Consider the following 15,329-nt stretch of genomic DNA (forward strand, 5'->3'; position numbering starts at 1 on the left):
GAGCGCTTCGGCTTCAAAATCGGAGAGCAAGAGCGAGAGCAAGTCGGAGTCGAAGGGCGAGAGCAAGAGCGAGGCGAAGAAGAGCGAAAGCAAGAAGGATTGACTGGACGGCTGAAGCCGCGCCCCTTCCAAGAAGAAGCCCGCCGTTGCCGGCGGGCTTTCGAGTTGCAGGAGTAAGGCTATTGCACCAGCTGGCAGGCGGTGAAGTCCATGCTGGATGCGGTTGAGGTCGTTCCCGGGGTGACCGTCAGGTCGCCGCCACCTTGGGCGGTGCTGACCAGTACCTCGGAAGGTGTGCAATCCAGAGTGCTGCCCGAGGATGGCACATAAGCCGTGCCGCCGACGATGTACTTGATCGGGGTGGTCGTTGTGTCCTGGGTGTAGCTGTTACTCTGGGCTGCGCCGATGTTGGGCCACATAGCCGGAACGGCCATGGTGTAGGTAGCGCAATCCTTGTTTGAGCCGCAACTGCCGGTCGCGGTGGTAACCGAAGCGGTCGAGGACGATTGCTGCGCCAGTGGGATGATAACCTTCACGCTCGAGCCGCTCAGGGTCACCTGCTCCATGGCAAAGAGCGTGATGTCGGCAGGAGTGGCAGCGCTACCCGTGGTCGTTGTCACGGAGCCGGTAATAGAAGCGTCGGTTGTATTGGTCCCGGTCTGAGCGACCATTGGTATCTTCCCGAGTGCCATGCCGCGCTGTACGCCCGTGGTAATCGTGGCTGCATAGGCAGTGCCATCAGGTCCGACCATCACGGCTACGACGTCATAGGTCCCGTCGGGGGGAACCGGGCACAGAACGAAGTTGCCGGTCGTCGGATCTACCGAAGCCTGCATGATGACGCGATCAATTCCGTTCGCATCTTTCTGTTCGAGCGCAACGATTCCGGTCGCGCCAGCGACTGGATTCAAGGAGGCGCTGTCGACCAGCGTTCCACTGACCGGTGCCGACGTAAGCGACATTTCGCCGGCGTGAAGCACAGGCTTCAGGCGGTAATGTCCGCTGGACTGCACGATCACAGACGCACACGCGTCAAAGTCGATGTTGAGGTCCTTGGTCTCGCCGGCGGCAATTGTGAATTTACCGCCTGTAAGTTGACCCGAAGGAATCTTGATGCCGGTCTGGGTTTCGCTGGAGAGATCGAGCGGATGCTGTGATCCGTCGGAGTGCAAGATAACGCAGTTTGCGACATTGCCGCCGCAGGGATTATTGGCGCCGGGGTTCGGAGCGGTATTGGAGAGAATGACGCGAATCTGCTGGTAGCTTCCGGCCTGGAGATCGGTATTAGATCCCAGCGTCGCGAGGAAGCACTCGTTGTTGGCAATTCCAAGAAGATCGACCTGCTGTGGCGCGTTCTTAAGGTTCGGTGTCAGATCGACCCATCCAGCATCATTCGGACCGGCAGACGCGCTCTGATGAATCTGGACGTCCTGAATGGTAACGAAGACGCTATCGAAGGGACCTTTAGGGCTGGCACAGGTGGGCGGGTCGCTCAAAGAAACGCTGACCTTGCCCATGGTCGAACCGCCTGAGCTTCCGCCGGTACTGCAGGCGACGAAGGCTCCGATAACTGCAAAAACAACAATAAGAAGCAGGACTGATACAGTCCGGGTGTTCATTCCATTCCTCCAAGGGAGAGCACATTGTTGCAATGCAAATGAGGAGCCATTCAGCAACTCTGGTTTTCCGGAGCGAGGGTATCGGAAATCGTGCCGTAAGTTACTGGAATGACTATGCCGATTGTCATGCGTGGAGAGACGTCATGCAAGTCCTGAAGGTGGGGTGATGATCCTTTGGTTATCGGCAGAAGTTCACAGGATTGGGAAATTGTTTCCCGTTAATTGGGTGGTAAATATTGAACCGTTGTGTAGCCGGTCACGGCCGTAAGTGATTCCCCTCACAGCATAAAGTTATGCCCGCGAACGACAATCGCCGCGTACATGCGTGCAGGTTGAGCCGCCCGACTCGTCTTTTCTCCAACTTCATATCCCGGGCGGTTGGTGCCTTTCGCCTGTTGTGGTGTTCTCGTGGTGCGATCCCGCGTAATCGCAATTGGTAAGGTTGCATTTATATTAAAGGGGCGGGCCGCACCTATCGGGGCATTGGATACAATCGTGTGTTTGGGTAAGCACGGAATCATTGGTCCCGACAGTACTCATATCGCCTCTCAACCAGGAGGATAGTAATGAAAGAAGGAACCCTGACGGTCGTCGATAACCGGACGAACGTCACGTACACGCTTCCCATCCAGGACAATACGATTCGGGCCATCGATCTGCGGCAGATCAAGACTGACGCGGACGATTTTGGCCTGATGACCTATGACCCCGCATTCATGAATACGGCATCTTGCCGCAGTGCGATCACTTATATCGACGGTGACAAGGGTATCCTTCGCTACCGCGGGTACAACATCGAGGAACTCGCGGAGAAGTGCTCCTTCCTGGAAGTCGCGTACCTGCTCATCTTCGGCGAACTGCCGGATGAGAAGCAGAAGCAGGACTGGACCTACAACATCACCCACCACACCATGATCCATGAGAACACGCGGGCCTTCATCGAGCGCTTCCGCTATAACGCGCACCCGATGAACATCCTGTGTTCGACGGTCGCCGCCCTTAGCATCGTTTATCCGGACTCGCGCGATATCTTCGATCCGGAGAAGCGGATGCTGAACATCATGCGACTGATCGCCAAGATGCCGACGCTGGCGGCAGCCAGCTACCGGCATAGCACCGGCTTCCCGTACGTTTATCCCGACAATGACCTGAGCTACACCGAGAACTTCATGAACATGCTGTGGAAGATGGTGGAGCCCAAGTACGTTGCGAACCCGGTGCTGGCGCGGGCACTCGATGTGCTGTTTATTCTGCATGCGGACCACGAGCAAAACGCGAGCGCGAACGTGATGCGCGCCGTAGGCAGCGCTCAGACGGATCCGTTCCTCTGCACGGCAGCAGCGGCAGCGGCGCTGGCAGGACCACTGCACGGCGGCGCCAATGAAGCCGTACTGAAGATGCTCCAGGTGATCGGGAAGAAAGAGAACATTCCCGGCTTCGTCGAGTCGGTTAAGGCAGGCCATGGCAAACTGATGGGCTTCGGGCACCGCGTCTATAAGAACTATGATCCGCGCGCGAGAATAATCAAGCAGGTTGCGAATGAAGTTTTGGGCGTCACCGGCACGACGGCGAAGCTTGAAATGGCGCTGGAACTGGAGCGGATCGCTCTCAGCGACGAGTACTTTATCAAGCGCAAACTGTATCCGAACGTCGACTTCTACTCCGGGTTGATTTACGAAGCGATGGGGTTCAGGCCGGAGATGTTCACGGTACTGTTCGCGATTCCTCGCACCGCCGGCTGGCTGGCGCAGTGGCTCGAATTGATCACGGATCCGGAACAGAAGATTTCGCGTCCGCGACAGATATTCGTTGGGCACACGCTACGCAAGATCGGCGAATCAATGACGAAAGAGAACAAAGAGACAGTAGGCGCGCGGTAATTTCGTGGAGGTAAGAAGGGCGGCCGGATGCGGCCGCCCTTCTTTTTGCGCAAAGTGAAAACTCCTCGCCGGACTAGGCGAGGAGTTGCAAGCTTATGGGTCCCAAACTTAAAAGCGGGCTCTCGCCCGCGCGTAACTACTTTTTCTTCTTGGCGGTCTTCTTAGCAGCTTTCTTCTTTGCCGGCATGGATGCCTCCTAGAACCTTCTCCCTCGAAGGTTAGATTTGGGTCCCTAAATCGAACCGTCATACAACTGGTTGCCTAATAACGGTTCCTATCGCAAGATTTTGTGGCGACTCGATGTTGCTGTCAATACTTTTTTTCATTTCGGTGAATGAGCAACTGGAGTCCTCTTCGTTCTCGCGCGCTCTTTCAATTTCTTCATGGATGAGTTTGCGCGCCGACTCGTGTCGTGCAAAGCCGCATTATCAGCGGTTCCACAAGAATTCCACTCACTCGCGAACTCTCGGACTGAGCACAACGCAGTGACCGTTGAACTTTAATTCTGTACGCAAAAAAAAAATGCAAAAAAAAGGAGCCGCCCTGCTCGGGCGGCTTTGCAAGGAGGAGTAATGCTCAAGAGTAGGTTGCTTCGATGCGGCACGCTTCCGTGAGCAAACTGTGAAGCTCGGCCTCATCTCGTACCGTGAACTCGAATCCATAGCGGTGAGAAACGGAATTCCGTACGATTGCGGGAATGATTGTTTCCTGCTCGCTGCCCAGGGAGCGAAATGCCAGACAAACTTCTTCGCCGACTTCTAATTCCCCCCAGATGATGGCCGCTGTTCCCTCGCGGCTCAGATTGCGGCAGTAACCCTGAAAACGAGATCCGCTCTTCGTGACCGCGGCTACCAGAGTTTCAACTTCGCTACGCTGGCTGCGGCGCCGCTCTCTTACATAGGTGGATGTGAGTTCCGGTAGGACTGTTTCGTCGGTGCTGTTCGAGAACTGCTGTCGAACCCGGGCCCTGATGCTCAGAAAATTCATACTTCGGGGTCTCCCTCGGTACGACCGATCTTCCTTTCCAACACGAAGAGCGCCGACTGTGAAAATCGGCGCCCGTGACAGCTTCGGGGGAAGGCTGTAGTTGTCGCGGTATTGATGCTAAAAGGTGGCGGCGAGTGTCGACAATAGCCCGAACTATGCAGCAGCTCTACATCGTTAGTTGCAGTCCTGTGTGACCTACATCACATGTTGAAGTTCACGCGGTGCGAACTCCAGGTTTCGTTACTCGGGGACTTTATCTTCATCTTCCCTCTCGCAACCGGGTAGCGAGTCGCTCGGGTAATCCGGCGCTGACAATTCGGTGCTGCGCGGATTCGACGTCGTAGGGAACGCGATGAAAGGTGATGGACGAGTCGTCAGAATCGTACATGGCGAATGCCGCCCGCCAATCGGTATCGCGCGGCTGACCCACGGAACCTGGGTTCACGAGGTAACGGGCCTGCGGCTGCAACTCCAGCCGAAACGTGGCAACGTCCTTGCGATCGGTATAGACCGGCCGGAGGACCTGTACGACGCCGTTGCGCAACGCCACTGCACCCTGCAGATGCGTGTGGCCGAAGAAGGTCAGGTCTTCGGGGCTACGCTCCAGTGAATTCCGTGCCACCCCTTCGCTAAGGATGTATTCGTCTTCATCCAGCGGCGAACCGTGCGAGAAGATCACGCCCGGTATGCCTTCGTCCTTGATTGGCCCGACAGGCAGTTGCGCCACCCAGCGACGATTCTCCACGGTCAACTCATTCCGCGTCCACATTGCCGCGTAGCCAGCGACGGGATTGAAATCATTCACATCGCTCAGGCCTGCGCACGCACGATCGTGGTTACCACGAACGAGAAGACCTCCGAGTTCGCGAGAATGCTCCACCACGTCATTGGGACTCGCGCCATATCCGACCACATCTCCAAGATTCGCAATACGATCGTACGCCGGGAAGGCTGCTTTGCAGGCTTCCAGCGCTTCGAGGTTCGCATGGATGTCACTGATTACGAGAACGCGCATGAGGGGTACGGCGTTGGATTATATGCGTTGGAACGGAAAGCGTCATCCATCGCGTTTACAACGAAACATTTGGTGCGCAATGTCCGCCTCGTCAGCGGACGTGGCTTCGTGATTACAGTAGCCTCTCCGGCGGCCACACCAGCACTTTCAACCTGCGGCAAACCTGCGCAAGATCCGGTTTTGCCGGTAACTCCAAGTCCAACGGCTCGCACATGGTGTTCACTTCAATTTCGCATTCCGCCATCTGCAGCGGCCAAGGCAGATGGTGGATTTCGGCGCAATACAACTTCTTCCGATTCCAGGCGTAAAGGCAATATCGCTCGGCCAGGAACTCGGGCAGGCTCCCTGGTTTAGCGCGGCGCGCCGGACCGACCGCCCAGTATCGCACTCGAAACTCCGGCATGCCGTCCTTTGCTTTCGGTCCGTGGATTCGCTTGGAACGGTACGTGATCTCGTCCTTGCCTTCGATCTTCATCGACGCATGCCAGTACGGCAGACGAAAGAAGATCCGGGCACCCCACACTGCCGAGAGATTTCCGACATCCAGCGAAAAGAAATACACGCCCGGCCGCTCGCGGCCGCCCTTGTCGCGATAGGTGACATAGGTCCGGACGTTGAGTTCAGGGAACTGTGAGAAGCCGGGTACGGAGGGAACACCCGGGGGCCGCATGTTGCTGAGCCAGAACGGCGTCACCGAGATCCAGGCGGCGCCATTGTACAGGTGAAGGGTCAATACTTCGGGAACGAGCTTCCGGACCACTTCAGGATCGACGGCGTAGTGCGCGAACAGGAGGTCGTTCCAGGTCTGCGTCATGAGCCAGTGTCCGCTCGGCGGCGGCCATGGCCGGTGCGCCGTCGCATACAGAATGCTGTCGGCGCCCAGAAAACGTGTCTGAACTTCGCTGTCCACGTCGGAAACTTAGCTTATCGCAAGTGTCGGGGGAACGTATGCGCACGAAGATGGCGTTCCGTTTTCATCGGAACGCCTTGGAAACCTGAACTCAAGACCGCTCAGTAGATGTCCTGCATCAGGGATTTCGCCACATCCTGCATCATTGCGCTACTGGGCACAGGGGCCGGCTTCAGCATATATGCCCTGTGGAACACGCTAACGATCGCGCGGCCAATAATCCGGGCTTTTGTCGTGGAGCGCATTGCCACCGGAACCGTGAAACCGTTGATATCCTCGAAATCCTGCACGAAGTCGATCTTCCGGATAAAGAAGGACGGGGACTTGCTCACGGTACCTTCGGCGCGCCGAAGGCTACCAGTGTAGGCATCCACGAAGATCTTGCCCTTGAAGAGGTTGGGGCTCTTGTGCCGAGGCTTGAGCTGGAACACATGCATCAGGCGCCCGTTCAAGCGTTCGGTACCCTTGTAGGCGAATTTATAGTTGTTATCGTTGATTGCGCTCGCCGCGGGGTTGCCCTTCTGCACGTGGTCCACTTCCGACTGCAGGAAGCGCGTGATCACGTTCGTCTTTACGAAGGCATCACCGGTGTATTTCACGCTCTGAAAGCTCAGCTGCCGTGGCCGTGCGCTGTAACTGCGCACCAATTCGTACGCGCCCTTTTGCGACGTGTCCGGCAATACTGCTTCCACCACCATCTGGTCTGAGTATTCGGCGAGCTTGGAATCCTGCTCGGCCGCACGCTGTTCGTACATCTGCAGCGCCAGCTCCGGCGCCATCAATGGCATAGGCGGACCGGGCAGATCGATATCGGCGGGCCGGTCGTTGGAGACGAATGCGTTTCCCATAAACGCGTAAGGCCCACTGGGAACTTGCGCAAACGCACTAATCGTCGAAACAAAAAAGGCCGTATATAGGAGTGCTTTAAACATTTTGCAGTAGTTATAGATAGGAAAACCTTACCGCCTGAATCCTACTGATCTTAATAATGTAACTGATTGTACATGGCCTGAGAAGTTACAAAAAAGAAACAACCGATGCGTCTCTGGTTACCCCCGTAATGGGTATTGACGCGAACTGCGGCAATTGACGGATGTTTGGGATCTTGGAGATAACAGGCGGATTCCTTAGAATTTCAAAGAATCCGCGCAAATCCGCAGCCAGTTTTCGGTCGTCTAGAATGGGATAAGCTTTCGCAAGCCCTTTTTCTTCTTTGGCTTGGAAGAACTCACCTGCTGATCGTCCTTGTTGTCGGAGCTCTTCGCGTCCGCCGACGTGGTGTTGTCGCCCTGCTTGGTCGCAGCCGACGACTTCGGGTTCGAATCGCTGCTCGACGCAGTTGAGCCCGTATCGGCCTGGTTTAGCTGCGCCGGCATCTCTTTAGGAACGTCGCTGCTGTCCGTTGCCGGTGTCCCACCAGAATCGGAGCGTGGTACCGGCTGGCTCTCCGGAATTTTGCCGCCCGAGGGGAGCGTCTCCGCCGAGACCTTTCCGGTGCCGCCACTCGAAGGTTCGGTTATGATCGCGTTGGCTTCCTTGATCAGCTCGGGAGCCGACGTCTCTTTCGGGTCTACGAGTACCGGCTCGCCTGTGGTTGCGGCAGGCGCAAAGTCCGGGCCCTTGTGGAACGTCAGCATGATGCGACTCATGCGGCCCATCTCACCTCGGCTTGCTTCCAGCTTCTTGTTCCAGTCAATGGCTTCCTGAGTTGGCGTAGGTACCGCCAGGTCCAGCGCTTTCAATCGTGCCTTGGCATCTTCGGCCCGCGGCATGATCGGGTATTTCGTAATGATCTTCGAATACGCTTCGCCGGCGCCATCCGTATACATCTTGATCAGCTGGGCCTTCTTTTGTTCTGTGAAGGCCTTGTTGGTCTGCAATGTCCGGATCCGATCCAACTCCTGCTCATATGACTGGCCGAGCATGAACAGCGCATCGTCCGCCTTGCTGTATAGCGGATAGGTATCCGTGAGCGTCTTAAGTCGCGCAATTGCCGCCGGCCACGACTGCCGCAGGTAGTAGAACCGTCCGATGCGGTATTCGCGTTCCGCGAGGATCTCCTGCACTCGCAGCAGACGCTTTTTCGCCGTCTCAGCCAGTTTGCTATCCGGATATTGCAGCAGCATCTGCCGGTACTCGTCCTCCGCGCGTTTTGCGTGCGTGTAATCGCGATCCGGCTTCTCGATCTGCCTGTAGTGGATGTCGCCGATTTTCATCTGCGCTTCCGCCGCTTCCGGCATGTTCGGGAAGAAGGTGATGAAGTCGCGGTATTCGTTTTCCGCCTGCGCCAGGGCGGCTGAGCCACCCTCGGCATACCACGAGTCACCGATTGCCAGTTTGGCTCGCGCAATGTATTCGGAGTCGGGGTAGGTGTTGATCAGGGTCTGCAGGCTCAGACGGGCGACGTCGTACTTTCGATGCTGCATCGCGTCCATAGCGCGATCGAACAACACCTTGTCCGGCTGCTTGGAATTTACATTTGCCAGCGGGTTCTTAACGTTCTTATTCCTGCATCCGACTACCGCCAGCAGACAGGAAGCCAGCAAGAAAGCAATGACGAATCGACGAAACATCCCTACCACCTCGAGGGTCTTACAAAGTCTGATTGTTCTGCACTGGCTTGGGCTGCTCCGTGTTAGACCTTTTGCAGAGTAGCCTCATGCGCGATCCTCAGGAGATCGCGCACATTCGTGCCGATATTGCCATGGCCGAAGACGGCGTTTCCGGCCACCAGCAACTCCGCGCCCGCGCGAACTACATCGGCGACGGTGTCATGCGCTACCCCGCCATCCACCTCAATCCTGTAGTGGTGGCCATTGGCGTTGCGCATTGTGACCAGCTTGCGAATCTTCTCCAGTGAGCGCGGAATGAATTTTTGTCCGCCAAAACCCGGGTTGACCGACATTACCAGAACATAATCGACGATCCCGAGTATATCCCCCAGCGTATGTACTGGCGTCGCCGGGTTGATCACCACACCCGCCTTCGCTCCGAGGGTCCGGATGTACTCAAGCGTGCGATGCAGATGGACACAGGCTTCCTGATGCACACTGACCCAGTTCGCTCCCGCATCGATAAAGGCTGGAATGAAGTCGTCCGGCCGCTCGATCATCAGGTGAACATCCAGGGGCACATCGACAACCTTGCGGACCGACTTCACCACCGGCGGTCCGATCGTCAGGTTGGGGACAAAATGCCCATCCATTACGTCGAGATGCAGCACGGTGGCCCCCGCCGAAACAGCCTCGCGGACCTGTTCGCCCAAGCGCGCAAAATCGGCGGAAAGGATGGACGGAGCCAGTTCGATCAAAACCGAGCCTCTCGCAATAGTGACTGTGGAAATTCTAGCATTGTAGCCGTCGCCGCACCCTTCAATATGGACTTAATCCCAGAAAGTGGGATTACTGTCCTCACCGGAGCTCAGGTTCAACAGCGCAGGTGGAAGATCGAGGTTGTGGCCGAGAGTCTTCTCACCTCTACAACTCCCCACCCACACCGGCATCCAACAGAGGTGCTTCGCTTTCGCCCAATCATTTTGTTGTTGCTGGCATTCGCGGTCCCCGCGGCGGCTACGCCGAAGCGTCCAGACCTGAAGGAAATGCTGGCGCAACCGCAGGCGAAACCCGATCCTTATATCCCGGCCCGCGCGGGCTGGGACGGTCCCGAGCAGAACCCAGAAACGACAGTTTATTTTCAAGAGCTTGCCGCGATCAACTCGCCGCAGGCCAATCGCGCAGCCCTGCTGGACCTTCTCGTTCCTGACTGGCGGACCGTAGTAGCTCTGATGGCGGCTATTTTTCTGCTCCGCTATTTTCGAAGGACAACTCCAGCGGCCTCTGTGGCTTCTCACAAACAGCCCCCGGGAGACGTTCCCCGCGCCGCATGAGCGAGTGCGACCGGCGGGCGCGAATTTACCGCGCGGAAGAGAGGTCTTCGCAATAGTCGGCGAGGGCCTTTTCCTTTTGCCGCTACTCAGGTACTCAGCTCCTCAGCAAATCACTTCTAGCCGGAAGCTTTCTTACCTGGCGCGGCTGAGAAACTGAGCAACCTCTTGAACGTCGCACCTCGCACCTAGTACCTTCTTTCCGTGCCTCTTCTCTCCATCCGCTCTCTGACGAAGATCTACCCTCATCGGCAGGATGCCTTCGGAACCGCACACGGTGGAGAGCTTCGTGCTGTCGATGATGTGGCCCTCGACATCGAGTCCGGCGAAACGCTGGGTCTGGTCGGGGAATCCGGTTCCGGCAAAAGCACGCTCGGCCGACTGATTCTGCGGCTGATCGAACCGACCTCGGGAAGCATCAGTTACGAGGGCCGCGACCTGCTCGCGATGCGAGGATCTGAACTCCGTCACGCCCGCCGTGAACTCCAGATCATCTTCCAGGACCCGTTCGGCTCGCTCGATCCGCGCTTCCGCGTTCTCGACGTCGTCACCGAGCCGCTCATTATTCACGAGAAACTTTCCGCCGAAGAACGGCGCCGCCGCGCGGCCGAACTGATGCGCGCCGTCGGCCTTGATGAATCCGCACTGGCGCGATACCCGCACGAATTCAGCGGAGGCCAGCGCCAGCGCATCGGCATCGCACGCGCAATCGCCTTGCGGCCGCGCTTCCTCGTCGCCGACGAACCCGTTTCCGCCCTCGACGTTTCCGTCGGCGCGCAGATCGTGAATCTCATGCAGCGCCTTCAGCGCGAGTTTGGGCTGACGTACCTGTTCATCTCGCACTCCATGCCCGTGGTGCGCTATCTCGCGAATCGGATCGCGGTGATGAAGCGCGGAAGACTGGTGGAGATCGGAACGACGGAGCAGATCACGACCGCGCCACAGGAGCAATACACGCGCTCGCTGCTCGCGGCTACGCCCGAACTCAGCGCTTAGCCAAGCCGCGTCCCTTAATTCTGTTGCGGTTATCCCCCGGCAATCGCACCAATGATGAAGAAGGGCTCCGCCCCCGAAGCGATGGCGTCGGGAAGCGGAGCATCTGGGGATTCATGCGAAATGTCTTCATTGCAGGCGAAGAAGCGCAGGAAGGCGCGGCGCTTCAGAGTGCCGTGATCGCGAATGGTTCCCGTCAGCACCGGATACTGCTTCTCTAGCGCGTCGAGAATGGTGCGCGTCGTCACCGGGCCTTCCAGCGCGAGCTGTACTTCGCCGCTGACCTTTGCCAGCGTCTTCAAGTGCGTAGGCAGGACAACGCGAATCATGGCAATGTCTGCGCCTCAACGGAAAGCACGGCCGGGAGATCGTGGACGATGGGGAACCAGGAGTCACCGGCATCGCGAGTGCCGTACACCTGACCACCCGTGGTGCCGAAGTACACGCCGCACTTGTCCAGTTTGTCGACTGACATGGCGTCACGCAGCACGTTGACGTAGCAATCCTTCTCCGGCAATCCCTTGCTCAACTCTTCCCATTCGTTGCCGCCGGAACGGCTGCGATAGACGCGCAGCTTGCCGTCGAGCGGGAAATGCTCTCCGTCGCTCTTGATGGGAACGACGTAGATCGTCTCGGGTTCGTGGGCGTGCACGTCAATCACGAAGCCGAAGTCAGTGGGAAGGTTGCCGCTGACTTCTTTCCAGTTATCGCCAGCATCGTCGCTGCGCATTACGTCCCAGTGCTTCTGCATGAAGAGCGTGTCAGGCCGCGAACCGTGCATGGCGATGTGGTGCACGCAGTGGCCGATCTCGGCGTTCGGATCGGGAATGAACTCCGAACGCAGGCCGCGGTTAATGGGCTTCCAACTCTTGCCGCCGTCATCCGTGCGAAAAGCACCCGCGGCCGAGATGGCTATGTACATTCGGTTCTGGTTCTTCGGATCGAGGATGATGGTGTGCAGGCACATGCCACCCGCGCCCGGCTGCCACTTCGGCCCGGTGCCATGGCCGCGTAGTCCGGCCAGTTCCTTCCAACTAGTGCCACCGTCGGTGGAACGGAAGATCGCAGCGTCCTCGATACCGGCGTAAACCGTATCCGGATCGCTCAACGATGGCTCAAGGTGCCAAACGCGCTTAAACTCCCACGGATGCTGCGTGCCGTCGTACCACTGATGCGTCGTCAGCGGTTTCCCTGTCTCGGCTGACGTGTCGTAAGCGAATTTATTACTCTGGCCCATCGGTTGCCCAAAGGGGCCCTTCTCAGGTTCGCCGCCCGGGACCTCCCAGGTTTTGCCGCCGTCGCTGGATCGCTGGATCAACTGTCCAAACCAGCCACTCGTCTGCGAGACGTAGATCCGGTTGGTATCCACGGGCGATCCCTTCATGTGGTATATCTCCCAGCCGGCGAAGTGCGGCCCGCTGATATCCCACTTTTCCCGTTTGCCATCCGAGGTCAGCACGAACGCGCCTTTGCGCGTCCCAACTAAAAGTCGTACCCCACTCATAGACGTTCTTCTCCTTACCCTATTGACGATTGGACTGTTCAAAAATCGACACTGCTATCGAACGCCCCACGCGTTCTAATGCAGTCTTACTCGCAGCTGACCATCCACGGTATGCCGAACCGGTCGACCAGCATACCAAAACGGCGCGCCCAGAATGTCTGCTGGATCGGCATCATGATCTTCGAGCCCTTACTGAGTGCTTCAAACTTGCTCTCGGCTTCGGCGGGTTCCTTGAAGCTGATTGAAACCGAGAATCCCGCAGGCTGGCTGAAATACGGCGGCGGAGCATCGGCGCCCATGAGAACGCCGTCAGCTACCTTCAGCGTCGTGTGCATCACTTTCTGGCGATACTCGGCAGGCACGCGATCCTGCATTGGACTTCCCTCATACCGAAATATCGACTGCAGCTCTCCGCCGAGGGTCTGCTCGTAGAACTTAAACGCCTCTTCGCAATTGCCATTGAAGCTGAGATAAGGAACGAATTGCATGGCTTACTCCTTGCAAATTTCACGTCATAAATAACGACGTTTTGAGGGGCCAAATCGAGCCAATCAAGATTGAGGTTTGGTATTCCTGGTCCTGCCGTCTGGCTGAAAGGGCGGCAGGAATGGAGTTGACTCCCGTTCCCGCCACCGCCGCCGAACTTCGGCGAGCACCTCCTCGCGATGGCTCGCCATGTGGTCGATCACTGCGCAAGGCGCGCCCGTATTCTCGTGACGCGCCCCCCACACCAGCAATTCCAGCATCACTGGAGCGAGATCAATGCCCTTCTCGGTCAAGCGGTAATTCACGCGGCGTCCGTCCGCCGGATCAGTCTCGTGGGAAATGATCCCAGCGTCTTCCAACCGGCACAGTCGATCCGCCAGAATGTTAGTCGCGATTCCCTCACCCGATTGCTGGAACTCTTTGAACGTCCGGTAACCACGAACCATCAGGTCGCGAATGATCAGCAATGACCACCGGTCCCCGAACCGCTCCAGGCCGATACTGACCGGACACCCGGAACGCGGTCTCGATTTCGGCTTTCCGGCCACGGCGGAGAACAATAGCAAATATTACTTGTTAAATGCAAGTGACTGGACCACGTAATTTTCGCGGTGCCCATATCTGCGCACCGCGGGCAGATGCGGGGCACGGGACTGGATCCAGGCAGAGGGCGATTAGGGGACTATCCCGAGCGATTCCATGGCTTCGCCGACGATGTAGATCGATCCGGTCACGACGATCACCGGCGCGGCGAGATGCTTACGTTGGGTGGCCGCCTCGCTGGCCTTTGCGATTGCGTCCTTGACGACCGGCACCTCGATGATCTCAGCGCCACTGCGCTCGCCGGCGGCGCGAATCTCGGCGGTGGTTGCGGACCGCGGATTGTGTTCCGTGTGGGTCGCCACAACCACATCGGCAGTCGGGAAAAGAATCCCGGCAATTTCGTCGATGGCCTTATCGCGCATGGCGCCAAAGACCAGATACAGAGGCCGGTCGAGGAAACGCTCGGAGAGTGCACCGCGCAGGGCCCACGCACCGGCGGGGTTGTGGGCGACGTCGAGAATGATTTCCGGCCGATTCCCCTGCCCGGGCACATATTGAAACCGGCCGGGCCAACGGGTCTGGCTGATGCCTTCGGCGATCTGCGCCGGAGTGATGGAGAAACCGAGCCCTGTCAGTTCTTCCGCGGCAGTGATGGCGAGCGCGAGATTGCGCAACTGGTGTCGCCCGACGAGCGCAGTGTCGATGAGGATCTCTTCTCCGAGCACGCTGAGCATGTAGCGCGTGCGACCGGGTTCCGAGGTGTCGAAAAGAGCCTGCGAGCCCGGAGACACCGGTGGCACGTTGCGCGTTGCGTTCACCGGGACCGCGCCGGTCTCGATCATTTTCTCGCCAAGAACCTGGTTCGCCTGCGGATGCTGCGGCAAAGTAATGGCCGGCTTCCCTGCCCGCATGATGCCCGCTTTTTCGGCAGCGATGGCGGCAATGGTGTCCCCGAGGAATTTCTGGTGATCGAGACCGACGTCAGTGACGACGGATAGCAACGGTTCGGTGATATTCGTCGCGTCCAACCGGCCGCCCATCCCGACCTCGAGCACCGCAATATCAACCTTGAGCCGCATGAAGCACTCGAAGGCAATCGCGGTGACTGTCTCAAAGAAGCTTGGATGCCAAGGCAACTTCTTTTCCGCGACGAGTCGGTCCGCTACATGGTGCACGTGGTCGTAGGTAGCGGCGAATAGTTCGTCGTCGATCGGTTCACCATTGATGCGGATGCGCTCATTGATCCGCACGAGATGCGGCGAGGTATAGAGTCCGACGTTATACCCCGCAGCGTGAAGGATGGATGCCAGCGTGGCAGCGGTTGAGCCCTTACCGTTGGTTCCCGCAATGAGGACCGATGGAACTGCGTGCTCCGGATGCCCCAGCGCCTCGGTGAGCACGCGCATGTGCGCGAGGTCGAACTTGTGCGACGGCATCTGGTGCAGCTCGTGGCCAAGTTCGAGAAGGCGTTCTACGGCTTGAGGGTAGGACAACATCGGTGGATAGGAT

Annotated in this window: 15 protein-coding genes; 3 read left to right on the plus strand and 12 right to left on the minus strand. The window is 57.9% G+C overall.

All coding sequences use genetic code 11. The features are described 5' to 3' along the window. Positions 1–179 precede the first annotated feature (179 nt). Positions 180–1,619 carry a DUF4382 domain-containing protein gene (locus ROO76_23280; GenBank protein MDT8071091.1) on the minus strand — a complete coding sequence of 480 codons (1,440 nt, stop codon included), beginning with the start codon at positions 1,617–1,619 and terminating at the stop codon, positions 180–182. 566 nt (positions 1,620–2,185) lie between these two features. Here ROO76_23280 and ROO76_23285 point away from each other — a divergent pair. Next, on the plus strand, positions 2,186–3,499 hold the full coding sequence (locus ROO76_23285; GenBank protein ID MDT8071092.1) for a citrate synthase: 1,314 nt from the start codon (positions 2,186–2,188) through the stop codon (positions 3,497–3,499). A 576-nt stretch (positions 3,500–4,075) separates the two neighbouring features. Here the strand turns inward: ROO76_23285 and ROO76_23290 are convergent. The 6 genes from ROO76_23290 to rpe form a co-directional block, all read right to left on the minus strand. Continuing rightward, positions 4,076–4,486: a PilZ domain-containing protein gene (locus tag ROO76_23290; protein ID MDT8071093.1), complete on the minus strand. Its 411-nt coding sequence runs from the start codon at positions 4,484–4,486 to the stop codon at positions 4,076–4,078. Between the two features lie 259 nt (positions 4,487–4,745). After that, positions 4,746–5,501 carry a metallophosphoesterase family protein gene (locus tag ROO76_23295; GenBank protein MDT8071094.1) on the minus strand — a complete coding sequence of 252 codons (756 nt, stop codon included), beginning with the start codon at positions 5,499–5,501 and terminating at the stop codon, positions 4,746–4,748. A 112-nt stretch (positions 5,502–5,613) separates the two neighbouring features. Beyond that, positions 5,614–6,411 carry a DUF2071 domain-containing protein gene (locus ROO76_23300; GenBank protein MDT8071095.1) on the minus strand — a complete coding sequence of 266 codons (798 nt, stop codon included), beginning with the start codon at positions 6,409–6,411 and terminating at the stop codon, positions 5,614–5,616. A 101-nt stretch (positions 6,412–6,512) separates the two neighbouring features. Next, positions 6,513–7,343 (minus strand): hypothetical protein, encoded by an 831-nt coding sequence (locus ROO76_23305; protein MDT8071096.1) that lies wholly within the window; start codon positions 7,341–7,343, stop codon positions 6,513–6,515. Positions 7,344–7,586: 243 nt separating this feature from the next. Continuing rightward, on the minus strand, positions 7,587–8,984 hold the full coding sequence (locus tag ROO76_23310) for an outer membrane protein assembly factor BamD (protein MDT8071097.1): 1,398 nt from the start codon (positions 8,982–8,984) through the stop codon (positions 7,587–7,589). Between the two features lie 62 nt (positions 8,985–9,046). Then, positions 9,047–9,721: a ribulose-phosphate 3-epimerase gene (gene rpe, locus ROO76_23315; protein MDT8071098.1), complete on the minus strand. Its 675-nt coding sequence runs from the start codon at positions 9,719–9,721 to the stop codon at positions 9,047–9,049. A 201-nt stretch (positions 9,722–9,922) separates the two neighbouring features. Here rpe and ROO76_23320 point away from each other — a divergent pair, with 201 nt between their 5' ends. Together ROO76_23320 and ROO76_23325 are read left to right on the plus strand one after the other, a co-directional pair. Then, on the plus strand, positions 9,923–10,297 hold the full coding sequence (locus tag ROO76_23320; GenBank protein MDT8071099.1) for a hypothetical protein: 375 nt from the start codon (positions 9,923–9,925) through the stop codon (positions 10,295–10,297). 201 nt (positions 10,298–10,498) lie between these two features. After that, positions 10,499–11,290: an ATP-binding cassette domain-containing protein gene (locus ROO76_23325; GenBank protein MDT8071100.1), complete on the plus strand. Its 792-nt coding sequence runs from the start codon at positions 10,499–10,501 to the stop codon at positions 11,288–11,290. A 29-nt stretch (positions 11,291–11,319) separates the two neighbouring features. On the opposite strand, the gene ROO76_23330 is transcribed toward ROO76_23325, so the two are convergent. From ROO76_23330 to ROO76_23350, 5 genes are all read right to left on the minus strand, one after another. Beyond that, the gene (locus ROO76_23330) at positions 11,320–11,616 is read right to left on the minus strand and encodes a MoaD/ThiS family protein (protein MDT8071101.1); all 297 of its coding nucleotides are present in this window, start codon (positions 11,614–11,616) and stop codon (positions 11,320–11,322) included. Beyond that, the gene (locus tag ROO76_23335) at positions 11,613–12,791 is read right to left on the minus strand and encodes an exo-alpha-sialidase (protein MDT8071102.1); all 1,179 of its coding nucleotides are present in this window, start codon (positions 12,789–12,791) and stop codon (positions 11,613–11,615) included. Before ROO76_23335 ends, ROO76_23330 begins: the two co-directional genes overlap by 4 nt. An 86-nt stretch (positions 12,792–12,877) precedes the next feature. After that, positions 12,878–13,279 carry a VOC family protein gene (locus tag ROO76_23340; protein MDT8071103.1) on the minus strand — a complete coding sequence of 134 codons (402 nt, stop codon included), beginning with the start codon at positions 13,277–13,279 and terminating at the stop codon, positions 12,878–12,880. A 63-nt stretch (positions 13,280–13,342) separates the two neighbouring features. Further along, on the minus strand, positions 13,343–13,843 hold the full coding sequence (locus ROO76_23345; protein MDT8071104.1) for a helix-turn-helix domain-containing protein: 501 nt from the start codon (positions 13,841–13,843) through the stop codon (positions 13,343–13,345). 108 nt (positions 13,844–13,951) lie between these two features. Further along, positions 13,952–15,256 carry a folylpolyglutamate synthase/dihydrofolate synthase family protein gene (locus tag ROO76_23350; GenBank protein MDT8071105.1) on the minus strand — a complete coding sequence of 435 codons (1,305 nt, stop codon included), beginning with the start codon at positions 15,254–15,256 and terminating at the stop codon, positions 13,952–13,954. Positions 15,257–15,329: the final 73 nt, after the last annotated feature.

The organism is Terriglobia bacterium, assembly GCA_032252755.1.
In the GTDB taxonomy this organism is placed as follows: Bacteria; Acidobacteriota; Terriglobia; order Terriglobales; family Acidobacteriaceae; genus JAVUPY01.

Excerpts from the sequence above, each read along its gene's own strand:
- ROO76_23280 (MDT8071091.1), bottom strand. The coding sequence starts at position 1,619 with ATGAACACCCGGACTGTATCAGTCCTGCTTCTTATTGTTGTTTTTGCA.
- ROO76_23285 (MDT8071092.1), top strand. The coding sequence starts at position 2,186 with ATGAAAGAAGGAACCCTGACGGTCGTCGATAACCGGACGAACGTCACG.
- ROO76_23290 (MDT8071093.1), bottom strand. The coding sequence starts at position 4,486 with ATGAATTTTCTGAGCATCAGGGCCCGGGTTCGACAGCAGTTCTCGAAC.
- ROO76_23295 (MDT8071094.1), bottom strand. The coding sequence starts at position 5,501 with ATGCGCGTTCTCGTAATCAGTGACATCCATGCGAACCTCGAAGCGCTG.
- ROO76_23305 (MDT8071096.1), bottom strand. The coding sequence starts at position 7,343 with ATGTTTAAAGCACTCCTATATACGGCCTTTTTTGTTTCGACGATTAGT.
- ROO76_23310 (MDT8071097.1), bottom strand. The coding sequence starts at position 8,984 with ATGTTTCGTCGATTCGTCATTGCTTTCTTGCTGGCTTCCTGTCTGCTG.
- ROO76_23330 (MDT8071101.1), bottom strand. The coding sequence starts at position 11,616 with ATGATTCGCGTTGTCCTGCCTACGCACTTGAAGACGCTGGCAAAGGTC.
- ROO76_23335 (MDT8071102.1), bottom strand. The coding sequence starts at position 12,791 with ATGAGTGGGGTACGACTTTTAGTTGGGACGCGCAAAGGCGCGTTCGTG.
- ROO76_23340 (MDT8071103.1), bottom strand. The coding sequence starts at position 13,279 with ATGCAATTCGTTCCTTATCTCAGCTTCAATGGCAATTGCGAAGAGGCG.
- ROO76_23350 (MDT8071105.1), bottom strand. The coding sequence starts at position 15,256 with ATGCCGTCGCACAAGTTCGACCTCGCGCACATGCGCGTGCTCACCGAG.